Source organism: Xanthobacter aminoxidans (assembly GCF_023571765.1).
GTDB lineage: Bacteria > Pseudomonadota > Alphaproteobacteria > Rhizobiales > Xanthobacteraceae > Xanthobacter > Xanthobacter aminoxidans.
In genome coordinates this window covers 461,284-474,549 of record NZ_JAMJXC010000001.1, presented here as the reverse complement: position 1 = coordinate 474,549, position 13,266 = coordinate 461,284, and the positions used below count along the sequence as shown (strand labels likewise).

Below are 13,266 nucleotides of genomic sequence, written 5' to 3'. Positions count from 1 at the left end.
ACCGGGCCTTCTGAAACGGACCAGAGATGACCTCTCCCGCGTCGGGCGCCAGCGCCCCCATCGCCTTCATCGACCTTGCCGCCCAGCGCGCCCGCATCGGCCGGCGCGTGGATGATGCGGTGCAGGCGGTGCTCGCCTCCTGCCGCTTCATCAACGGCCCGGAAGTGACGGAATTCGAGCAGAAGCTCGCCGCCTTCGCCGGGGCGAAATACGCCGTCTCCTGCTCCAGCGGCACGGATGCGCTGGCCCTGCTGCTGATGGCCTGGGGCGTGAAGGCGGGCGACGCCGTGTTCTGCCCGGCCTTCACCTTCTGCGCCACCGCCGAGGTGGTACCGTGGGTGGGCGCCACCCCTGTCTTCGTGGACGTGAAGGAAGACACCTTCAACATGGACCCGGAGAGCCTGGAGCGGGCGATCCAGGTGGCCATCGAGCAGGGCCTCGACCCGCGCGTGGTGATCCCGGTGGACCTGTTCGGCCAGCCGGCGGACTATGACGCCATCCTGCCGATCGCCGAGAAGTACGGCCTGAAAGTGCTCTGCGACACCGCGCAGGGCTTCGGCGGCACCTGGAACAACCGGCGCACCGGCTCCATCGGCGATGCCACCGCCACCTCCTTCTTCCCCGCCAAGCCGCTGGGCGCCTATGGCGACGGCGGCGCGATCCTCACCGACAACGAGGAACTGGTGACCATCCTCAAGAGCCTGCGCGAGCACGGCCAGGGCGTCGACAAGTACCAGAACGTGCGCATCGGCATGACGGCGCGCCTCGACACCATCCAAGCCGCCGTGCTGCTCGAAAAGCTCGCCATCTTCGAGGAGGAGATCGCGGCGCGCGAGAAGGTGGCGCGGCGCTACAATGAACTCCTCAAGGACGTGGCCGGCGTGCCGGTGGTCGATCCGCGGGCGACGTCGGTGTGGGCGCAGTACACCATCAGGCTCGCCCCCGGCGTGCGCGACGGCCTCGCCGAGAAGCTGAAGGCCGAGGGCGTGCCCACCGCCGTCTACTACCGCCTGCCCATGCACCTCCAGCCGGCCTATCGCCACTACCCCTCCGCCGGCGCCATCCTGCCGGTGTGCGAGGCGCTGGCGGAGGAGGTCATCTCCCTGCCCATGCACGCCTATCTCGACGAGGCGACGCAGGACCGCATCGTCGACGCGGTGAAGCGGGCGCTGGCGGCCTGAAAACGCAGGACGGACCCATAAAAAGGGCCGCGGGAGACGATCTCCCGCGGCCCTTTCTTTTTCAGGCCGGAATGAAACCGGCCGCGCCTCACTTCCCGCGCTTGAAGGTGTTCCAGGTCTTGGTGATGACCCGCTGCACCGGCGGCTCGTTGGTGGTGACGATGAAGAGGCGGTCGAACACCTCCTTCGTCGGATAGATGGACGGGTTATCCATGATATCCTTGTCGATGAACTTCTGCGAGGCGAGGTTGCCGTTCGCGTAGGAAATGAAGTTCGAGTTCTTCGCCGCCACCTCGGGCCTCATCATGTAGTTGATGAAGGTGAGGGCATTGTCGATGTTCTTCGCATCCTTGGGGATGGCGAAGTTGTCGAACCACATGAGCGCGCCTTCCTTCGGCAGCGCATAATCCACGTTCACCAGCTTCTTCTTGGTCTTCTTCGCCGCCTCCTGGGCGCGGGTCCTGGCCTGGTAGATGTCGCCGGACCAGCCGAGGGCGATACAGATGTCGCCGCGGGCAAGAGCGTTGATGTAGCCCGAGGAATCGAACTTCTTGATGTAGGGCCGGACCGTCATGAGCAGAGTGCCGGCCTTGGCGATGTCGTCCGGATTCTTGGAATTGGGATCAAGACCCAGATACTTCATCGCGGTGGGGATCACCTCCTCCGGGCCGTCGAGGAAGTAGACGCCGCAGTCCTTCAGCTTGGAGAGGATCTCCGGCTTGAACATGATGTCCCAGGTGTTGAGTGGGATGTCGCCGAGGCGCTCCTTCACCTTGTCCACGTTGTAGCCGATGCCGGTGGTGCCCCACATGTAGTTGACGGCGTGATCGTTGCCGGGGTCATACACGGCGAGGCGCTTCGTGACCTCGGGCCAGGCGTACTGCAGGTTCGGGATCTTGGACTTGTCGAGGGGGATGAACACGCCCGCCTTGATCTGCCGCTGCAGGAAGGAGCCGGACGGCACCACAACGTCGTAGCCGGTCTTGCCCGCCAGCAGCTTCGTCTCCAGCACCTCGTTGCTGTCGAAGACGTCGTAGCGGACCTTGATGCCGGTTTCCTTGGTGAAATCTTCCAGCACGGTCGGATCGATATAGTCCGACCAGTTGAAGACGTTGACGACCTTTTCCTGGGCCGTCGCCACGCCGGTAAGGCCGAGCGTGGCCACGACGACTGCAGCTAGCGTTTGGCGAAGCATCCGCCGTTCTCCTCTTGCGCGGGGCGGGCTTATCCTGCCGTCCCCGGTGGTGGAAGGCTATTGCGTTGCGGCACAACGCTCAACAGGAAACGGCCACGCCGCAGCGCTCAGAGGTAGGTGTCGTATTCCAGCGGTAGAATCTGCCGGGTAAAGGCGGCAAGCTCCTCCTGCTTCATCACGCCATAGATGCGGCGATAGTCCTCACCGAAGGCGCGGGCGATGAAATCGGATGCAAAGAACCGCCGCACCGCCTCCTCCATGGAGGGGGAAAGGCGCTCGGCCGCGTGCTCGTAGGCATTGCCCGAGAGCGGCGCAGGCGGCTCGATCTCCCGTTCCAGACCCTCCAGCATGCCGGCGAGAATGCCGGCGAGGACGAGATGGGGATGGGCTTCTGCCCCGGCGATGCGATGCTCCAGCCGGCGGGCGGCGGGCGGTCCGTTGGGCACGCGCACGGCCACCGAGCGGTTGTCATAGCCCCAGCTGATGGAGACCGGCGCATAGGAGCCCGGCACCAGGCGGCGATAGCCGTTGTAGCTGGGCACGAACAACAGCGTTGAGTCCGCCATGGTGGCGAGGAGCCCCCCGGCGGCATGGCGCAGGGCCCGGTCGCCCACGCCATCGGGCTTGGCGAAGACATTGCCGCCGCCCGTCTCCATCAGGCTCACATGGACATGCATGCCGTTGCCGGCGAAGTCCACGAGGGGTTTGGCCATGAAGCTGGCGCGCAGGCCGTGGCGCCGTGCGACACCGTCGATGAGCCGGCGCAGCAATATGGCGTCGTCCGCCGCCGCGAGCGCATCCACGCGGTGGTAGAGATTGACCTCGAACTGGCCGGGCGCCGCCTCGGAGATCACCGTATCCGCCGGCAGGCCCTGCTGCTCGCAGGCGGCGCGCATGTCGTGGAGCACCGGCGCGAAGGCGTCGAGGTCCGACATGGAATACATGTTCTGCCGCGCCTGCCCGGTGGCGGGGAACACCGGTTCCGGCGGCGCGCCGGGCACGTCGGACGGCTTCAGCAGATAGAATTCCAGCTCGAAGGCGACGCAGGGGGCAAGGCCCCGCGCGGTGAAGCGGTCCACGATGCCGGCAAGCTGCTGGCGCGGATCGAGCTTCCACGGCGCGCCCTTGGCCGAGCCGTCGGGCTCATGCATGGTGATGAGCACCTGCGCGGTGGGCCGCGGCGCCCAGGGCACGGGCTTCAGCGTGCCCGCCACCGGCCAGCACAGGCCGTCCTTGTCGCCGGTCTCCAGGTGGATCTCGGTGGCCTCCACCTCGCAACCCCAAATATCGAGGCCGAAGATGGAGAGCGGGATGGCCACCCCGTCCTTCCAGATCTTGGTGATGGACCGGCCGGGGATCCATTTGCCGCGCAGCACCGCGGACGTGTCGGGCAGAAGCACTTCCACCACCTCCGGCTCGCCGTAGGTGGAAAGATAGGCCGCGACCTCGTCGGCAGGCTCTGCTGTGGCAGAGGCCTCGTCGGGTCGGCGGCCGGGGAGTGTGACCGGCATGATACTCCGTCTTCAAAAAAGCGACGTTCAAGCCGCATCCAAGCGCTAACGCGGGGAACCTTCAAGCGAGTCCGCACTTATCACACCTTGAGCGGGCGCGGATTGATCCCGTAGAGGTTTCTTGTTACCGCGCCGCCAGAGAGGCGGGACGAAATGGGACAATGGGCGGCTCGCGCCCTCGGTGAGGCGGCTTCCGCGCGCGGCACGGTTAAGGCCCGCTCGGCCACGTTCGGCCGGCGGGCGCATTGGCGCGCGCGCCTTCCCATTCCGCCCGTTGGTACCCCGTCATGACGGCCACCCTCAGCGAAACCGCCCCGCGCCCCTGGCAACGCCGCTTCGCGACACCGGGCCCGACGCTGCTCCTGCTGCTCGGCTTCGCCATCCTCGTCGCCATCAGCGCGTCTTCAATCTCCCTCATCCACCGCGCGCGGTCGGATGCGGAGAGCGTCGCCCATACGCTTCAGGTGATGAACGCCGTTTCCCAATTGCAGGTCCTCATCCGCCGTACGGAAAGTGCCGAACGCGGCTACCTGATCACCGGACGCGAGGGTTTCGCCCGCTTCTATGAGCAATCAAAGGCCCAGACCGGGCCGACGCTCGAACAGATCGGCGCCCTCACCGCAGATAATCCCGAGCAGCAGCAACGCGTGGCGGAGGCCCGCACCCTGATCGCCGAACGCCTTGCCTCCTACGAGCGGTCCATGGCGCTCAGGACCGCGGGCGATCTGGAGAGCGCCACCGCCGACCTCCGGGCCGATCGCACCGAGGGCGCCATGACCCGCCTCGGTACGCTGCTGGTGGAGATGAAGGCGGCGGAGACCGAGCTGCTCGACAAGCGGACCGACGCCTCCCACGACAGCACGGTCTGGCTCACCGTGGTGAGCCTCGCCGGCCTCGCCGTGGTGCTGGTCCTCGGCGCCCTCGCCCTCACCCTCAATCGCCGCCAGGTCGGCGCCTTGCAGGCGGCGCAGCGCGAGCTGGAGGCCGCCAACCAGGGGTTGGAGAAGCGCGTCGCCGAGCGCACCGCCGACCTCAAGGAAGCCAACGACGAGATCCAGAGCTTCGCCTACATCGTCAGCCACGATCTGCGCTCGCCGCTGGTCAACATCATGGGCTTCACCAGCGAGATCGAGGCCATGCGCGGCGACCTGTTCGAACGCCTCGCCCAGCTGAGGGCGCAGGCGGGCGAGGCGCCGGAGGCCGATGCGCAGATCGCCGCCGACTTCGAGGAGGCCCTCGGCTTCATCAAGACGTCCATCACCCGGATGGACCGGCTCATCCACGCCATCCTCGCCTTGTCGCGGGAAGGCCGGAAGGAATTCGTGCCGGTGGACGTGGACATGGGCCAATTGTTCGCGAACCTGCGGGACAGCATGACCCACCAGCTTCACGAGGCCGGCGGCGAGATCGCCATCAAGCGCCTGCCGGTGATCCAGTCCGACCGGCTGGCGCTGGAGCAGATCTTCACCAACCTCCTCGACAACGCCTTCAAATACCGGCGGGACGACGTGCCGCTCCGGGTGGAAGTGAGCGCGGTGGATACGCCCGGCTTCGTCACCTTCGTGATCGCGGACAACGGCCGGGGCATCGATCCCAAGGATCGCGGCCGGGTGTTCGAGCTGTTCCGCCGCTCGGGCCGGCAAGACCGCCCCGGCGAAGGCATCGGCCTGGCCCATGTGCGCGCGCTGGTGCGACGCATGGGTGGCCTCATCTCCCTCGATTCCAAGCTGGGCGAAGGCTCCACCTTCAAGGTGACGGTGCCGCGCCGCCTGCCCACGGAGACCGGAAAGAAGGACCATGGTTGAGCACGTCACCATCATCATGATCGAGGACGATGAGGGCCATGCGCGCCTCATCGAGAAGAACATCCGGCGCGCCGGCGTGAACAACGAGATCGTCGCCTTCAGGGACGGCACCAGCGCCGTCAACTTCCTGTTCGGCGCCGATGGCAGCGGGCGGGAGAGCAGCGGGCGCGCGCTCCTCGTGCTGCTCGACCTCAATCTGCCCGACATGACCGGCGTGGAGATCCTCGGCCGCATCAAGCAGAACGAGCATCTCAAGCGCTCGCCGGTGGTGGTGCTCACCACCACCGACGACAAGGTGGAAATCCAGCGCTGCTATGACCTCGGCGCCAATGTCTATGTGACGAAGCCGGTCAATTACGAGAATTTCGCCAACGCGATCCGGCAGCTTGGCCTGTTCTTTTCCGTCATCCAGGTGCCGGAGACCGACTGATGGAATGCGCCGTGTCCGACCCTCTGGCAACCCAACTGGACGCGGCATCCGCTCCGCCGCCGCCGCTGCGCGTGCTCTATGTGGACGACGACCCCGCCCTCGGGCGGCTGGTGCAGCGCCAGCTCGGCCGGCTCGGGTTCGAGGTGGTTCCGGCCTTCTCGGGCGAAGACGGACTGGCCCGGCTCGGCACCGAGCGGTTCGACGTGGTCGCCCTCGACCACTACATGCCCGGACAGGACGGCATGACCACCCTGCGCGCCATCCGCGCCCTCGAAAACGCCCCGCCGGTGGTCTACGTCACCGGCGCGCAGGACGGGCGCCTCGCCGTCGCCGCGCTCAAGGCGGGCGCGGCCGACTATGTGGTGAAGGAGGTGCAGGCCGACTTCATCGAACTGCTGCGCGCCGCGTTCGTGCTGGCGGTGGAGCAGGTGCGCATGCGCCGCGCCCACGAGGCGGCGGAGGCCGAGATCCGCGCCGCCCGCGACCGGTTCGAGGCGCTGGCCGCCGAGCGGGCGCTGCTGCTGCGCGAGATGAACCACCGCGTCGGCAACTCGCTGCAGATCATCGTCTCGCTGCTCAACGTGCAGGCCGGCGCCACCGATGAGCCCCGGGTGAAGGAAGCGCTGAATTCCGCCCGCAACCGCGTCTCCGCCGTCGCACAGGTGCACCGGCGCCTCTACACCTCCGACCAGATCGCAACCGTTGCGCTCGACCAGTATATCGGCTCGCTGCTGGACGACCTTCAGGTGTCGGCGCACCGCGAGCACGGCGGCATCACCCTCACCTATGATGCGGACCCCATCCACATTGACCCCGATCGTGGCGTGGCCCTGGGCATCATCGCCACCGAACTCGTCATCAATGCCATGAAATACGCCTATCCCGACGGCGAGGGGCCGGTGCGGGTGAAGCTGAAGCGCATGGGCGACCGGCTCGACTTCACCGTGGAAGACGACGGCGCCGGTATCTCCCCGGAAAAGCCCGCGAAGTCCACGGGCCTCGGCAACCGCATCGTCAAGGCCATGTCCATGAAGCTCGGCTGCGAGCCGACATTCGACCCGCGCGATCGCGGCACCTGCGTGCGCCTCACCTTCCGCCTCGCCGATCCCGCCAAGGCGTGAGGCGCGGCCTTCGATGTGATTAGCCGTCATCCCCCGGCTCGTCCGGGGGATCCACCTCTCCGCTTGTCCGGATTGCCGGAAAGCCGTCCCGGCCCGACCGTGGATCGCCCGCACAAGGCGGGCGATGACAGCAGTGAGGACGTTGCCCGCAGACTTTTCAGATGCGGGGAACGATGATGAGCCGCTCCACCGGCTTGCCGCCGAGGAGATGCTCGGTGACGATCTCGTCGATGTCCTCGGGGGTCTTGGGCGTGTACCAGATGCCCTGGGGATAGACGACCATGATCGGCCCCGCCTGACAGAAGCTCAGGCAGCCGGCGGAGGTCATGGCGATGTCGCGGCGGCCGGAGGCTTCCAGCTTCTTGCCCAGACGCTCCCACAAGGGCTGCGCACCGTTGGCCCCGCAGGAGCCGCGCGGATGCATCGGCGGCCGCTGGGTGAAGCAGCAGAAGACGTGGTGGGTGTAGACCTGCGGGATATCGAGGACTTCGACTTCGGCGGCTTCGGACATGACGGCTCGCGGCTCGGTGGGCGTTCCCTGGAGCCATTCAAATTGCATGCCGTCCCATCAAAGCCATCGGAAAGCTTCGGCCGTTCAAGGGAATAGCAGATGCAGAAACGCCGGCGCCCCCGAGGGACGCCGGCGCGAATTGCCGGACTGGCGGGAATGCGACACGCCCCGAGCCCCGCGCCCCGCGCCCCGCGCCCGACGCGTCACACGGTCATTTGCCCACGAACAGGCTGTCGAGCTTGCCGCCGGAAGCGAAATGGGTGGCCTGCACCTTCTCCCACCCGCCGAACACGTCCTCCACCTTCACGAGGCGGATGGGCGGGAACTGGCCCTTGAATTCCTCGACCACCTTGGGGTCCACCACCCGGTGGAAGGCCTTGGCCGCCACCGTCTGCCCGGCCGGAGAATAGAGGAACTCGAGATAGGCCGTGGCGGAGGCGCGGGAGCCGCGCTTGTCCACCACCTTGTCCACCACCGCCACCGGGAACTCGGCGAGAAGGCTCACGGATGGCACGACCGTGAGGAGCTTCTTGTCGGGATAGAGCCCCTCGATGGTGCGGGTCTCGGCCTCGAAGGTCACCAGCACGTCGCCGGTGTCACGCTCCACGAAGGTGGTGGTGGCCGCACGGCCGCCGGTGTCGAACACCGGGACGTTGGCAAGCAGCTTCTTCACGAAGGCATCCGCCTTGGCGGCGTCACCCTTGTTCTGCTCCAGCGCATAGGCATAGGCGGCAAGATAGGTGTAGCGCGCATTGCCCGAGGTCTTGGGGTTCGGGAAGATCACCTTCACGTCGTCACGGACGAGGTCGGACCAGTCCTTGATGTTCTTCGGGTTGCCCGCGCGCACGAGGAAGGCCGGGAAGGAATAATAGGGCGAGGCGGAATTGGGGAATTTCTTCGCCCAGTCCTTGGCCACATAGCCGGCCTTGGCGAGCGTATCCACGTCGATCACCTGGTTGAAGGTGACCACGTCCGCCTCCAGCCCCTCGATGACCGCGCGGGCCTGCCGCGAGGAGCCGGCGTGGCTCTGGTTCACCGTCAGCTGCTGGCCGGTCTTCTCCTTCCAGAACGGGATGAACTCGGCATTGATGGCCGTGAACAGCTCACGGGAGATGTCGTAGGAGACGTTCAGCAGCGTGTTCGGCCCCTGCTGGGCCAGCGACGGCGCGGCGCCGAACGGGGCCGCGGCCGCGCCGGCGAGCGCGGTGGCGAGGAGGGCGCGGCGGGTGATCATGGAACGTGCTCCCGATTTCACATTTCACAAATGATGAAATGTTATATTCACATGCACCATGTCTAGCATGTGAAATCGGGACTGTGAACCTCCCGGCGCGCCCGCCGCCCAGAAACTTTCCCCATGGGAATAGGAAAGGCCCGCGAACAGGTCGCGGGCCTTCAGAAATCGCGGGCGGATCAGACGTCCGGCGTCAGAGATTCAGCATCGCCATGGCGGCCTCGGGATAGCGGGTGCCGGCCACGGCCTCGGGTGCGAAGAGCGCGTCGAGGGTGGCGACCTCCTCCGGCGAGAGGCGGATGCGGGTCGCAGCCACGTTCTCCTCCAGATACTTCTGCCGCCGCGTCCCGGGGATCGGGATCACGTTGTCCTGCTTGTTGAGGATCCAGGCCAAAGCGATCTGCGCACTGGTCGCCCCCTTCCCTGCGGCGAAGTCCTTGAGCGCCTCCACCAGCGTGAGGTTGGCCTTGAGCGCATCGCCGCTGAAGCGGGGATTGGCGCGGCGGAAATCGTCGGCGGCGAGCGTGTCGGGGCTCGTCACCGCACCGGTCAGGAAGGAGCGGCCGAGCGGGGAATAGGCGACGAAGGCGACGCCAAGCTCGCGGCAGGCCGCCAGCATGTCCTCTTCGGGATCACGGCTCCACAGGGAGTATTCGATCTGCACCGCGGAGATGGGATGCACCGCGTGTGCCTTGCGCAGCGTCGCCACCGAGCATTCGGAGAGGCCGAGGAAGCGCACCTTGCCGGCCTCCACCAGCCCCTTCATGGCGCCCACCGTCTCCTCGATGGGTGTCTTGGGGTCCACGCGATGCTGGTAATAGAGGTCGATGGTGTCGATGCCGAGCCGTTCGAGGCTGGCGTCGCAGGCGGAGCGCACATAGTCCGGCGTGCCGGAGACGCCGAGGCGCTCGCCATTGGGGCCGCGCACATTGCCGAACTTGGTGGCGAGGATGATCCTGTCGCGCCGCCCTTTCAGGAAGCGGCCGAGCAGGCGCTCGTTGTGGCCGACGCCGTACATGTCGGCCGTGTCGAAGAAATTTATGCCGAGGTCGAGAGCGGCTGCTAGGGTCGCGAGCGACTGTTCGTCGTCGCTCGGCCCATAGAATTCAGACATGCCCATGCAGCCGAGACCGATGGCGGACACGGACAGACCCGAGCGACCGAGGGAGCGATGGTCCATGGGGGACCTCATATGAAGGGGAAAGAAGGGTACAGCCAGGCGGACCCGCGCTGGCCATGAATGTAAACTACACCGTATAGTGTACTTATGTCAAGCGACAGTCCCTCCCCTCCGCCCGTGCCGGGCGCCGCGACCGATTTCGCACCGGCTGACGCCCGCACGGGGCGCGACCGCCGCACCACCGTGCCGCGCATCCGCGCCGCCGCGCGCCGGCTGTTTCTGGAGCGCGGCTATGAGGGCACCTCCATGGACGCCGTCGCAGCGGCCGCCCCCGTTTCCAAGCGCACGCTCTACCAGCACTTTCCCGGCAAGGCCGAGCTGTTCGCCGCGGTCATCGACGACGCATGGTCCCACTTCACCCGCGCGCCCATGCTGCCCGGCGACACCGCCGGCGATCCCCGAGCGGTATTGCGCGCCTATGTGGGGCGTCTCACCGAGCATTGGGAGCGGCCGGACGTTGTGCCGCTGCTGCGGCTGGTGATCGCCGAGGCGCCGCGCTTTCCCGAACTGTCGCAAGCCTATTTCGCCGTGGGCAAGGAGCCGGCGCTGAAGGGCCTCGGCGCCTATTTCGCCACCCTCGCCGGGGAAGGCCGCCTCGCCACCAGCGATCCGCAGCTGGCGGCGGCGCAATTCCTGGGGGCCATCAAGGAGCCGTTGTTCTGGCCGCGGGTGCTCGGCGTGCCGGTGGCGTTCGATGCCTCCGCCGCGGTGGAGCGGGCCATCGACGGGGTGCTGAAGGACCGCTGAGGGCGGGGCATTTCGCCCCTTCCCTTGCCCCTTGGGCGCCCCCCTGCTAAGAGCCGCGCCATCCGCGGGATGCTCGCGGCATTCCTTTTCCATGAACAGACAGGACGGTCCCCCATGGCGATCGAGCGCACTTTCTCGATCATCAAGCCCGACGCCACGCGTCGGAACCTCACCGGCGCCATCAATGCCGTCATCGAGAATGCAGGCCTCAAGATCGTGGCCCAGAAGCGCATCCGCATGACGCGCGAGGAGGCCGAGACCTTCTACGCCGTCCACAAGGAGCGCCCCTTCTTCGGCGACCTCGTGGCCTTCATGACCTCCGGCCCGGTGGTGGTGCAGGTTCTCGAAGGCGAGAACGCCGTCGCCAAGTACCGCGAAGTGATGGGCGCCACCAACCCGGCGAACGCCGCCGAGGGCACCATCCGCAAGCTGTTCGCCGAGTCCATCGAGGCGAATTCCGCCCACGGCTCCGACAGCACCGACAATGCGAAGGTGGAGATCGCCCAGTTCTTCTCCGGCAATGAAATCGTCGGCTGAACTGGTATTTGATTAGGATTCCGCGGCGCGCGATCGAATTTGTGCGCCGCGGCGTCCGGTTTTTGTTGAGCGTTCCCTTCCGGCAGAATAACGTAGCGTCAAAATCCAAAATACGGCGCACCAGACGCAGAATACAATCTGGCGGTGACGCTGACGCTCTAATGGCCCGGGGTAGGGATCATGTCGCTCGATTCACCAGTGCTCTGGCTGGCACTGCTGCAGATCATATGGATCAACGTCCTGTTGTCCGGCGACAACGCGGTGGTGATTGCCCTCGCCTGCCGCTCATTGCCGGAGAAGGTGCGCCGCACGGGCATCATCCTCGGCGCCGGCGTGGCCGTCGGCCTGCGCATCATCTTCACCGGCATCGTCGCGACACTTCTGGCCCTGCCGTGGCTGAAGCTCGTGGGCTCGCTCGCCCTCATGTGGATCGCGGTGGATCTCGCCAGCCCCGACGAGGGCGGCGAAGAGGCCATTCAATCCAGCGACAACCTCTGGAAGGCCGTGGGCACGGTGGCGGTGGCCGACATCGTCATGAGCCTCGACAACGTGGTGGCCGTGGCCGCCATCGCCGACGGCAACTGGTTCCTGCTGGTCTTCGGCCTCGCCATCTCCATTCCGCTCATCATCGCCGGCTCGTCGCTGGTGATGGCCCTCATCAACCGCTTCCCGCTGCTGGTCTGGGCCGGCGCGGCGCTGCTCGGCTGGGTGGCCGGCGACATGCTGCTCGGCGATGTGGCCATCATCGAGCGCCTGGGCGAAGAGACCACCCATCACCTCCACCGCATCGTTTCGGCTGGAGGCGCCGCGCTTGTGGTCGGCCTCGCGCTGGCCCTGCGCTGGTACAAGGGTCGGCGCGCGCACGCCCACGACGACCTCGCAGTCTGAGACGATCGAGACGAAAGGGGCCGCATCCGGCCCCTTTTTTCTGCCCTTTAATTGACGTAACGGAAGATCTGCTGCGTCATCAACATGACGCAACGTAATAATAACTGCGGCGCGCCCAAACCCGAGGGCCCCGCCCGCATCACCCGCCTGCACCCCATGGAGTGGACGATGGATTTCACCGCGCCGACCTTCTGGGTCGCCCTTCTGCAGATCATCTGGATCGACCTGCTCCTGTCCGGCGACAATGCGGTGGTGATCGCGCTGGCCTGCCGCTCGCTGCCGGCGAAACAGCGCAAATGGGGCATCCTGCTCGGGGCTGGCGCGGCGGTGGGCCTGCGCATCCTGTTCGCGCTGGCGGTGTCCTACCTGCTCGGCGTGCCGTTCCTGAAGGTGGTGGGCGGGCTCCTGCTGTTCTGGATCGCCATCAAGCTCGTCACCGACAACGGCGGCGATGCCCACGAGGTGGCCGCTTCGGACAGCCTGTGGAAGGCGGTGCGAACCATCGCCATCGCCGACGCGGTCATGAGCCTCGACAATGTGGTGGCCATCGCCGCCGCCGCCCGCGGGCATTGGGAATTGTTCGTGTTCGGCCTGCTGCTGACCATCCCGCTCATCATCTTCGGCTCGCAGTTGCTGCTCTCGCTGCTCACACGCTTCCCGATCCTCATCTGGGCTGGCGCGGCGCTGCTCGGCTGGATCGCGGGGGAGATGCTGGTGGGCGACGTGATGGCGCTCAGCTACCTGCAGCACATCAACCCGGCGCTGGTGAAGGTGGCGGAGGACGGGCTCCACCCGGCCGCCCTGCCCCATTATGTGGCCAGCACCATCGGAGCGCTCTTCGTGCTGGGGCTCGGCTACGTCCTGCGCAACCGGGAGCGCGACCGCGCCGCCGAGGCCGGGCACGGCGCCTGAGCCTCTCCTAACGT

At 66.7% G+C, this 13,266-nt stretch carries 13 protein-coding genes; 8 read left to right on the top strand and 5 right to left on the bottom strand.

Annotation, left to right across the window (positions count from 1 at the left end; genetic code table 11):
* Window positions 1-26: 26 nt before the first annotated feature.
* Window positions 27-1,181 carry a DegT/DnrJ/EryC1/StrS family aminotransferase gene (locus EJ105_RS02130; protein WP_250165119.1) on the top strand — a complete coding sequence of 385 codons (1,155 nt, stop codon included), beginning with the start codon at window positions 27-29 and terminating at the stop codon, window positions 1,179-1,181.
* An 88-nt stretch (window positions 1,182-1,269) separates the two neighbouring features.
* Here the strand turns inward: EJ105_RS02130 and EJ105_RS02125 are convergent, their stop codons facing one another.
* Window positions 1,270-2,376: a polyamine ABC transporter substrate-binding protein gene (locus EJ105_RS02125; protein ID WP_029556885.1), complete on the bottom strand. Its 1,107-nt coding sequence runs from the start codon at window positions 2,374-2,376 to the stop codon at window positions 1,270-1,272.
* Between the two features lie 107 nt (window positions 2,377-2,483).
* Window positions 2,484-3,887: a glutamine synthetase family protein gene (locus EJ105_RS02120; RefSeq protein ID WP_250165118.1), complete on the bottom strand. Its 1,404-nt coding sequence runs from the start codon at window positions 3,885-3,887 to the stop codon at window positions 2,484-2,486.
* Between the two features lie 287 nt (window positions 3,888-4,174).
* On the opposite strand from EJ105_RS02120, the gene EJ105_RS02115 reads away from it, so the two are divergent.
* Genes EJ105_RS02115 through EJ105_RS02105 form a run of 3 tightly spaced genes read left to right on the top strand, consistent with a single transcriptional unit; the run spans window position 4,175 to window position 7,243 of the window.
* Entirely contained in the window at window positions 4,175-5,692 is a 1,518-nt protein-coding gene (locus EJ105_RS02115) for a sensor histidine kinase (protein ID WP_250165117.1), read from the top strand.
* Window positions 5,685-6,122, top strand: coding sequence for a response regulator (locus EJ105_RS02110; RefSeq protein ID WP_024277276.1), 438 nt, complete (start codon window positions 5,685-5,687; stop codon window positions 6,120-6,122). The genes EJ105_RS02115 and EJ105_RS02110 overlap by 8 nt, the downstream gene beginning before the upstream one ends.
* A gap of 11 nt (window positions 6,123-6,133) precedes the next feature.
* The gene (locus tag EJ105_RS02105) at window positions 6,134-7,243 is read left to right on the top strand and encodes a histidine kinase dimerization/phosphoacceptor domain -containing protein (protein WP_245279323.1); all 1,110 of its coding nucleotides are present in this window, start codon (window positions 6,134-6,136) and stop codon (window positions 7,241-7,243) included.
* Between the two features lie 157 nt (window positions 7,244-7,400).
* On the opposite strand, the gene EJ105_RS02100 is transcribed toward EJ105_RS02105, so the two are convergent.
* The 3 genes from EJ105_RS02100 to EJ105_RS02090 all read right to left on the bottom strand — a co-directional run bounded on the left by EJ105_RS02100 (window position 7,401) and on the right by EJ105_RS02090 (window position 10,168).
* Window positions 7,401-7,754, bottom strand: a complete 354-nt coding sequence (locus EJ105_RS02100) for a (2Fe-2S) ferredoxin domain-containing protein (protein ID WP_029556881.1) — start codon at window positions 7,752-7,754, stop codon at window positions 7,401-7,403.
* A gap of 211 nt (window positions 7,755-7,965) precedes the next feature.
* A complete protein-coding gene (locus EJ105_RS02095; RefSeq protein WP_029556880.1) occupies window positions 7,966-8,988 on the bottom strand; it encodes a sulfate ABC transporter substrate-binding protein in 1,023 nt (340 codons plus the stop codon).
* A 193-nt stretch (window positions 8,989-9,181) separates the two neighbouring features.
* Window positions 9,182-10,168, bottom strand: coding sequence for an aldo/keto reductase (locus tag EJ105_RS02090; RefSeq protein ID WP_029556879.1), 987 nt, complete (start codon window positions 10,166-10,168; stop codon window positions 9,182-9,184).
* An 87-nt stretch (window positions 10,169-10,255) separates the two neighbouring features.
* Here EJ105_RS02090 and EJ105_RS02085 point away from each other — a divergent pair, with 87 nt between their 5' ends.
* The 4 genes from EJ105_RS02085 (at window position 10,256) to EJ105_RS02070 (ending at window position 13,252) form a co-directional block, all read left to right on the top strand.
* Window positions 10,256-10,915, top strand: coding sequence for a TetR/AcrR family transcriptional regulator (locus EJ105_RS02085; protein WP_051678977.1), 660 nt, complete (start codon window positions 10,256-10,258; stop codon window positions 10,913-10,915).
* Window positions 10,916-11,029: 114 nt separating this feature from the next.
* Entirely contained in the window at window positions 11,030-11,452 is a 423-nt protein-coding gene (gene ndk, locus EJ105_RS02080; RefSeq protein WP_024277270.1) for a nucleoside-diphosphate kinase, read from the top strand.
* A gap of 180 nt (window positions 11,453-11,632) precedes the next feature.
* On the top strand, window positions 11,633-12,340 hold the full coding sequence (locus tag EJ105_RS02075; RefSeq protein ID WP_250165116.1) for a TerC family protein: 708 nt from the start codon (window positions 11,633-11,635) through the stop codon (window positions 12,338-12,340).
* A gap of 168 nt (window positions 12,341-12,508) precedes the next feature.
* Entirely contained in the window at window positions 12,509-13,252 is a 744-nt protein-coding gene (locus EJ105_RS02070; protein ID WP_250165115.1) for a TerC family protein, read from the top strand.
* Window positions 13,253-13,266 lie beyond the last annotated feature (14 nt).

Bases quoted from the DNA above. Each gene is read 5' to 3' on its own strand.
- EJ105_RS02130 (WP_250165119.1), top strand. From the start codon at position 27: ATGACCTCTCCCGCGTCGGGCGCCAGCGCCCCCATCGCCTTCATCGAC.
- EJ105_RS02125 (WP_029556885.1), bottom strand. From the start codon at position 2,376: ATGCTTCGCCAAACGCTAGCTGCAGTCGTCGTGGCCACGCTCGGCCTT.
- EJ105_RS02120 (WP_250165118.1), bottom strand. From the start codon at position 3,887: ATGCCGGTCACACTCCCCGGCCGCCGACCCGACGAGGCCTCTGCCACA.
- EJ105_RS02115 (WP_250165117.1), top strand. From the start codon at position 4,175: ATGACGGCCACCCTCAGCGAAACCGCCCCGCGCCCCTGGCAACGCCGC.
- EJ105_RS02110 (WP_024277276.1), top strand. From the start codon at position 5,685: ATGGTTGAGCACGTCACCATCATCATGATCGAGGACGATGAGGGCCAT.
- EJ105_RS02100 (WP_029556881.1), bottom strand. From the start codon at position 7,754: ATGTCCGAAGCCGCCGAAGTCGAAGTCCTCGATATCCCGCAGGTCTAC.
- EJ105_RS02095 (WP_029556880.1), bottom strand. From the start codon at position 8,988: ATGATCACCCGCCGCGCCCTCCTCGCCACCGCGCTCGCCGGCGCGGCC.
- EJ105_RS02090 (WP_029556879.1), bottom strand. From the start codon at position 10,168: ATGGACCATCGCTCCCTCGGTCGCTCGGGTCTGTCCGTGTCCGCCATC.
- EJ105_RS02085 (WP_051678977.1), top strand. From the start codon at position 10,256: ATGTCAAGCGACAGTCCCTCCCCTCCGCCCGTGCCGGGCGCCGCGACC.
- ndk (WP_024277270.1), top strand. From the start codon at position 11,030: ATGGCGATCGAGCGCACTTTCTCGATCATCAAGCCCGACGCCACGCGT.
- EJ105_RS02075 (WP_250165116.1), top strand. From the start codon at position 11,633: ATGTCGCTCGATTCACCAGTGCTCTGGCTGGCACTGCTGCAGATCATA.
- EJ105_RS02070 (WP_250165115.1), top strand. From the start codon at position 12,509: ATGGATTTCACCGCGCCGACCTTCTGGGTCGCCCTTCTGCAGATCATC.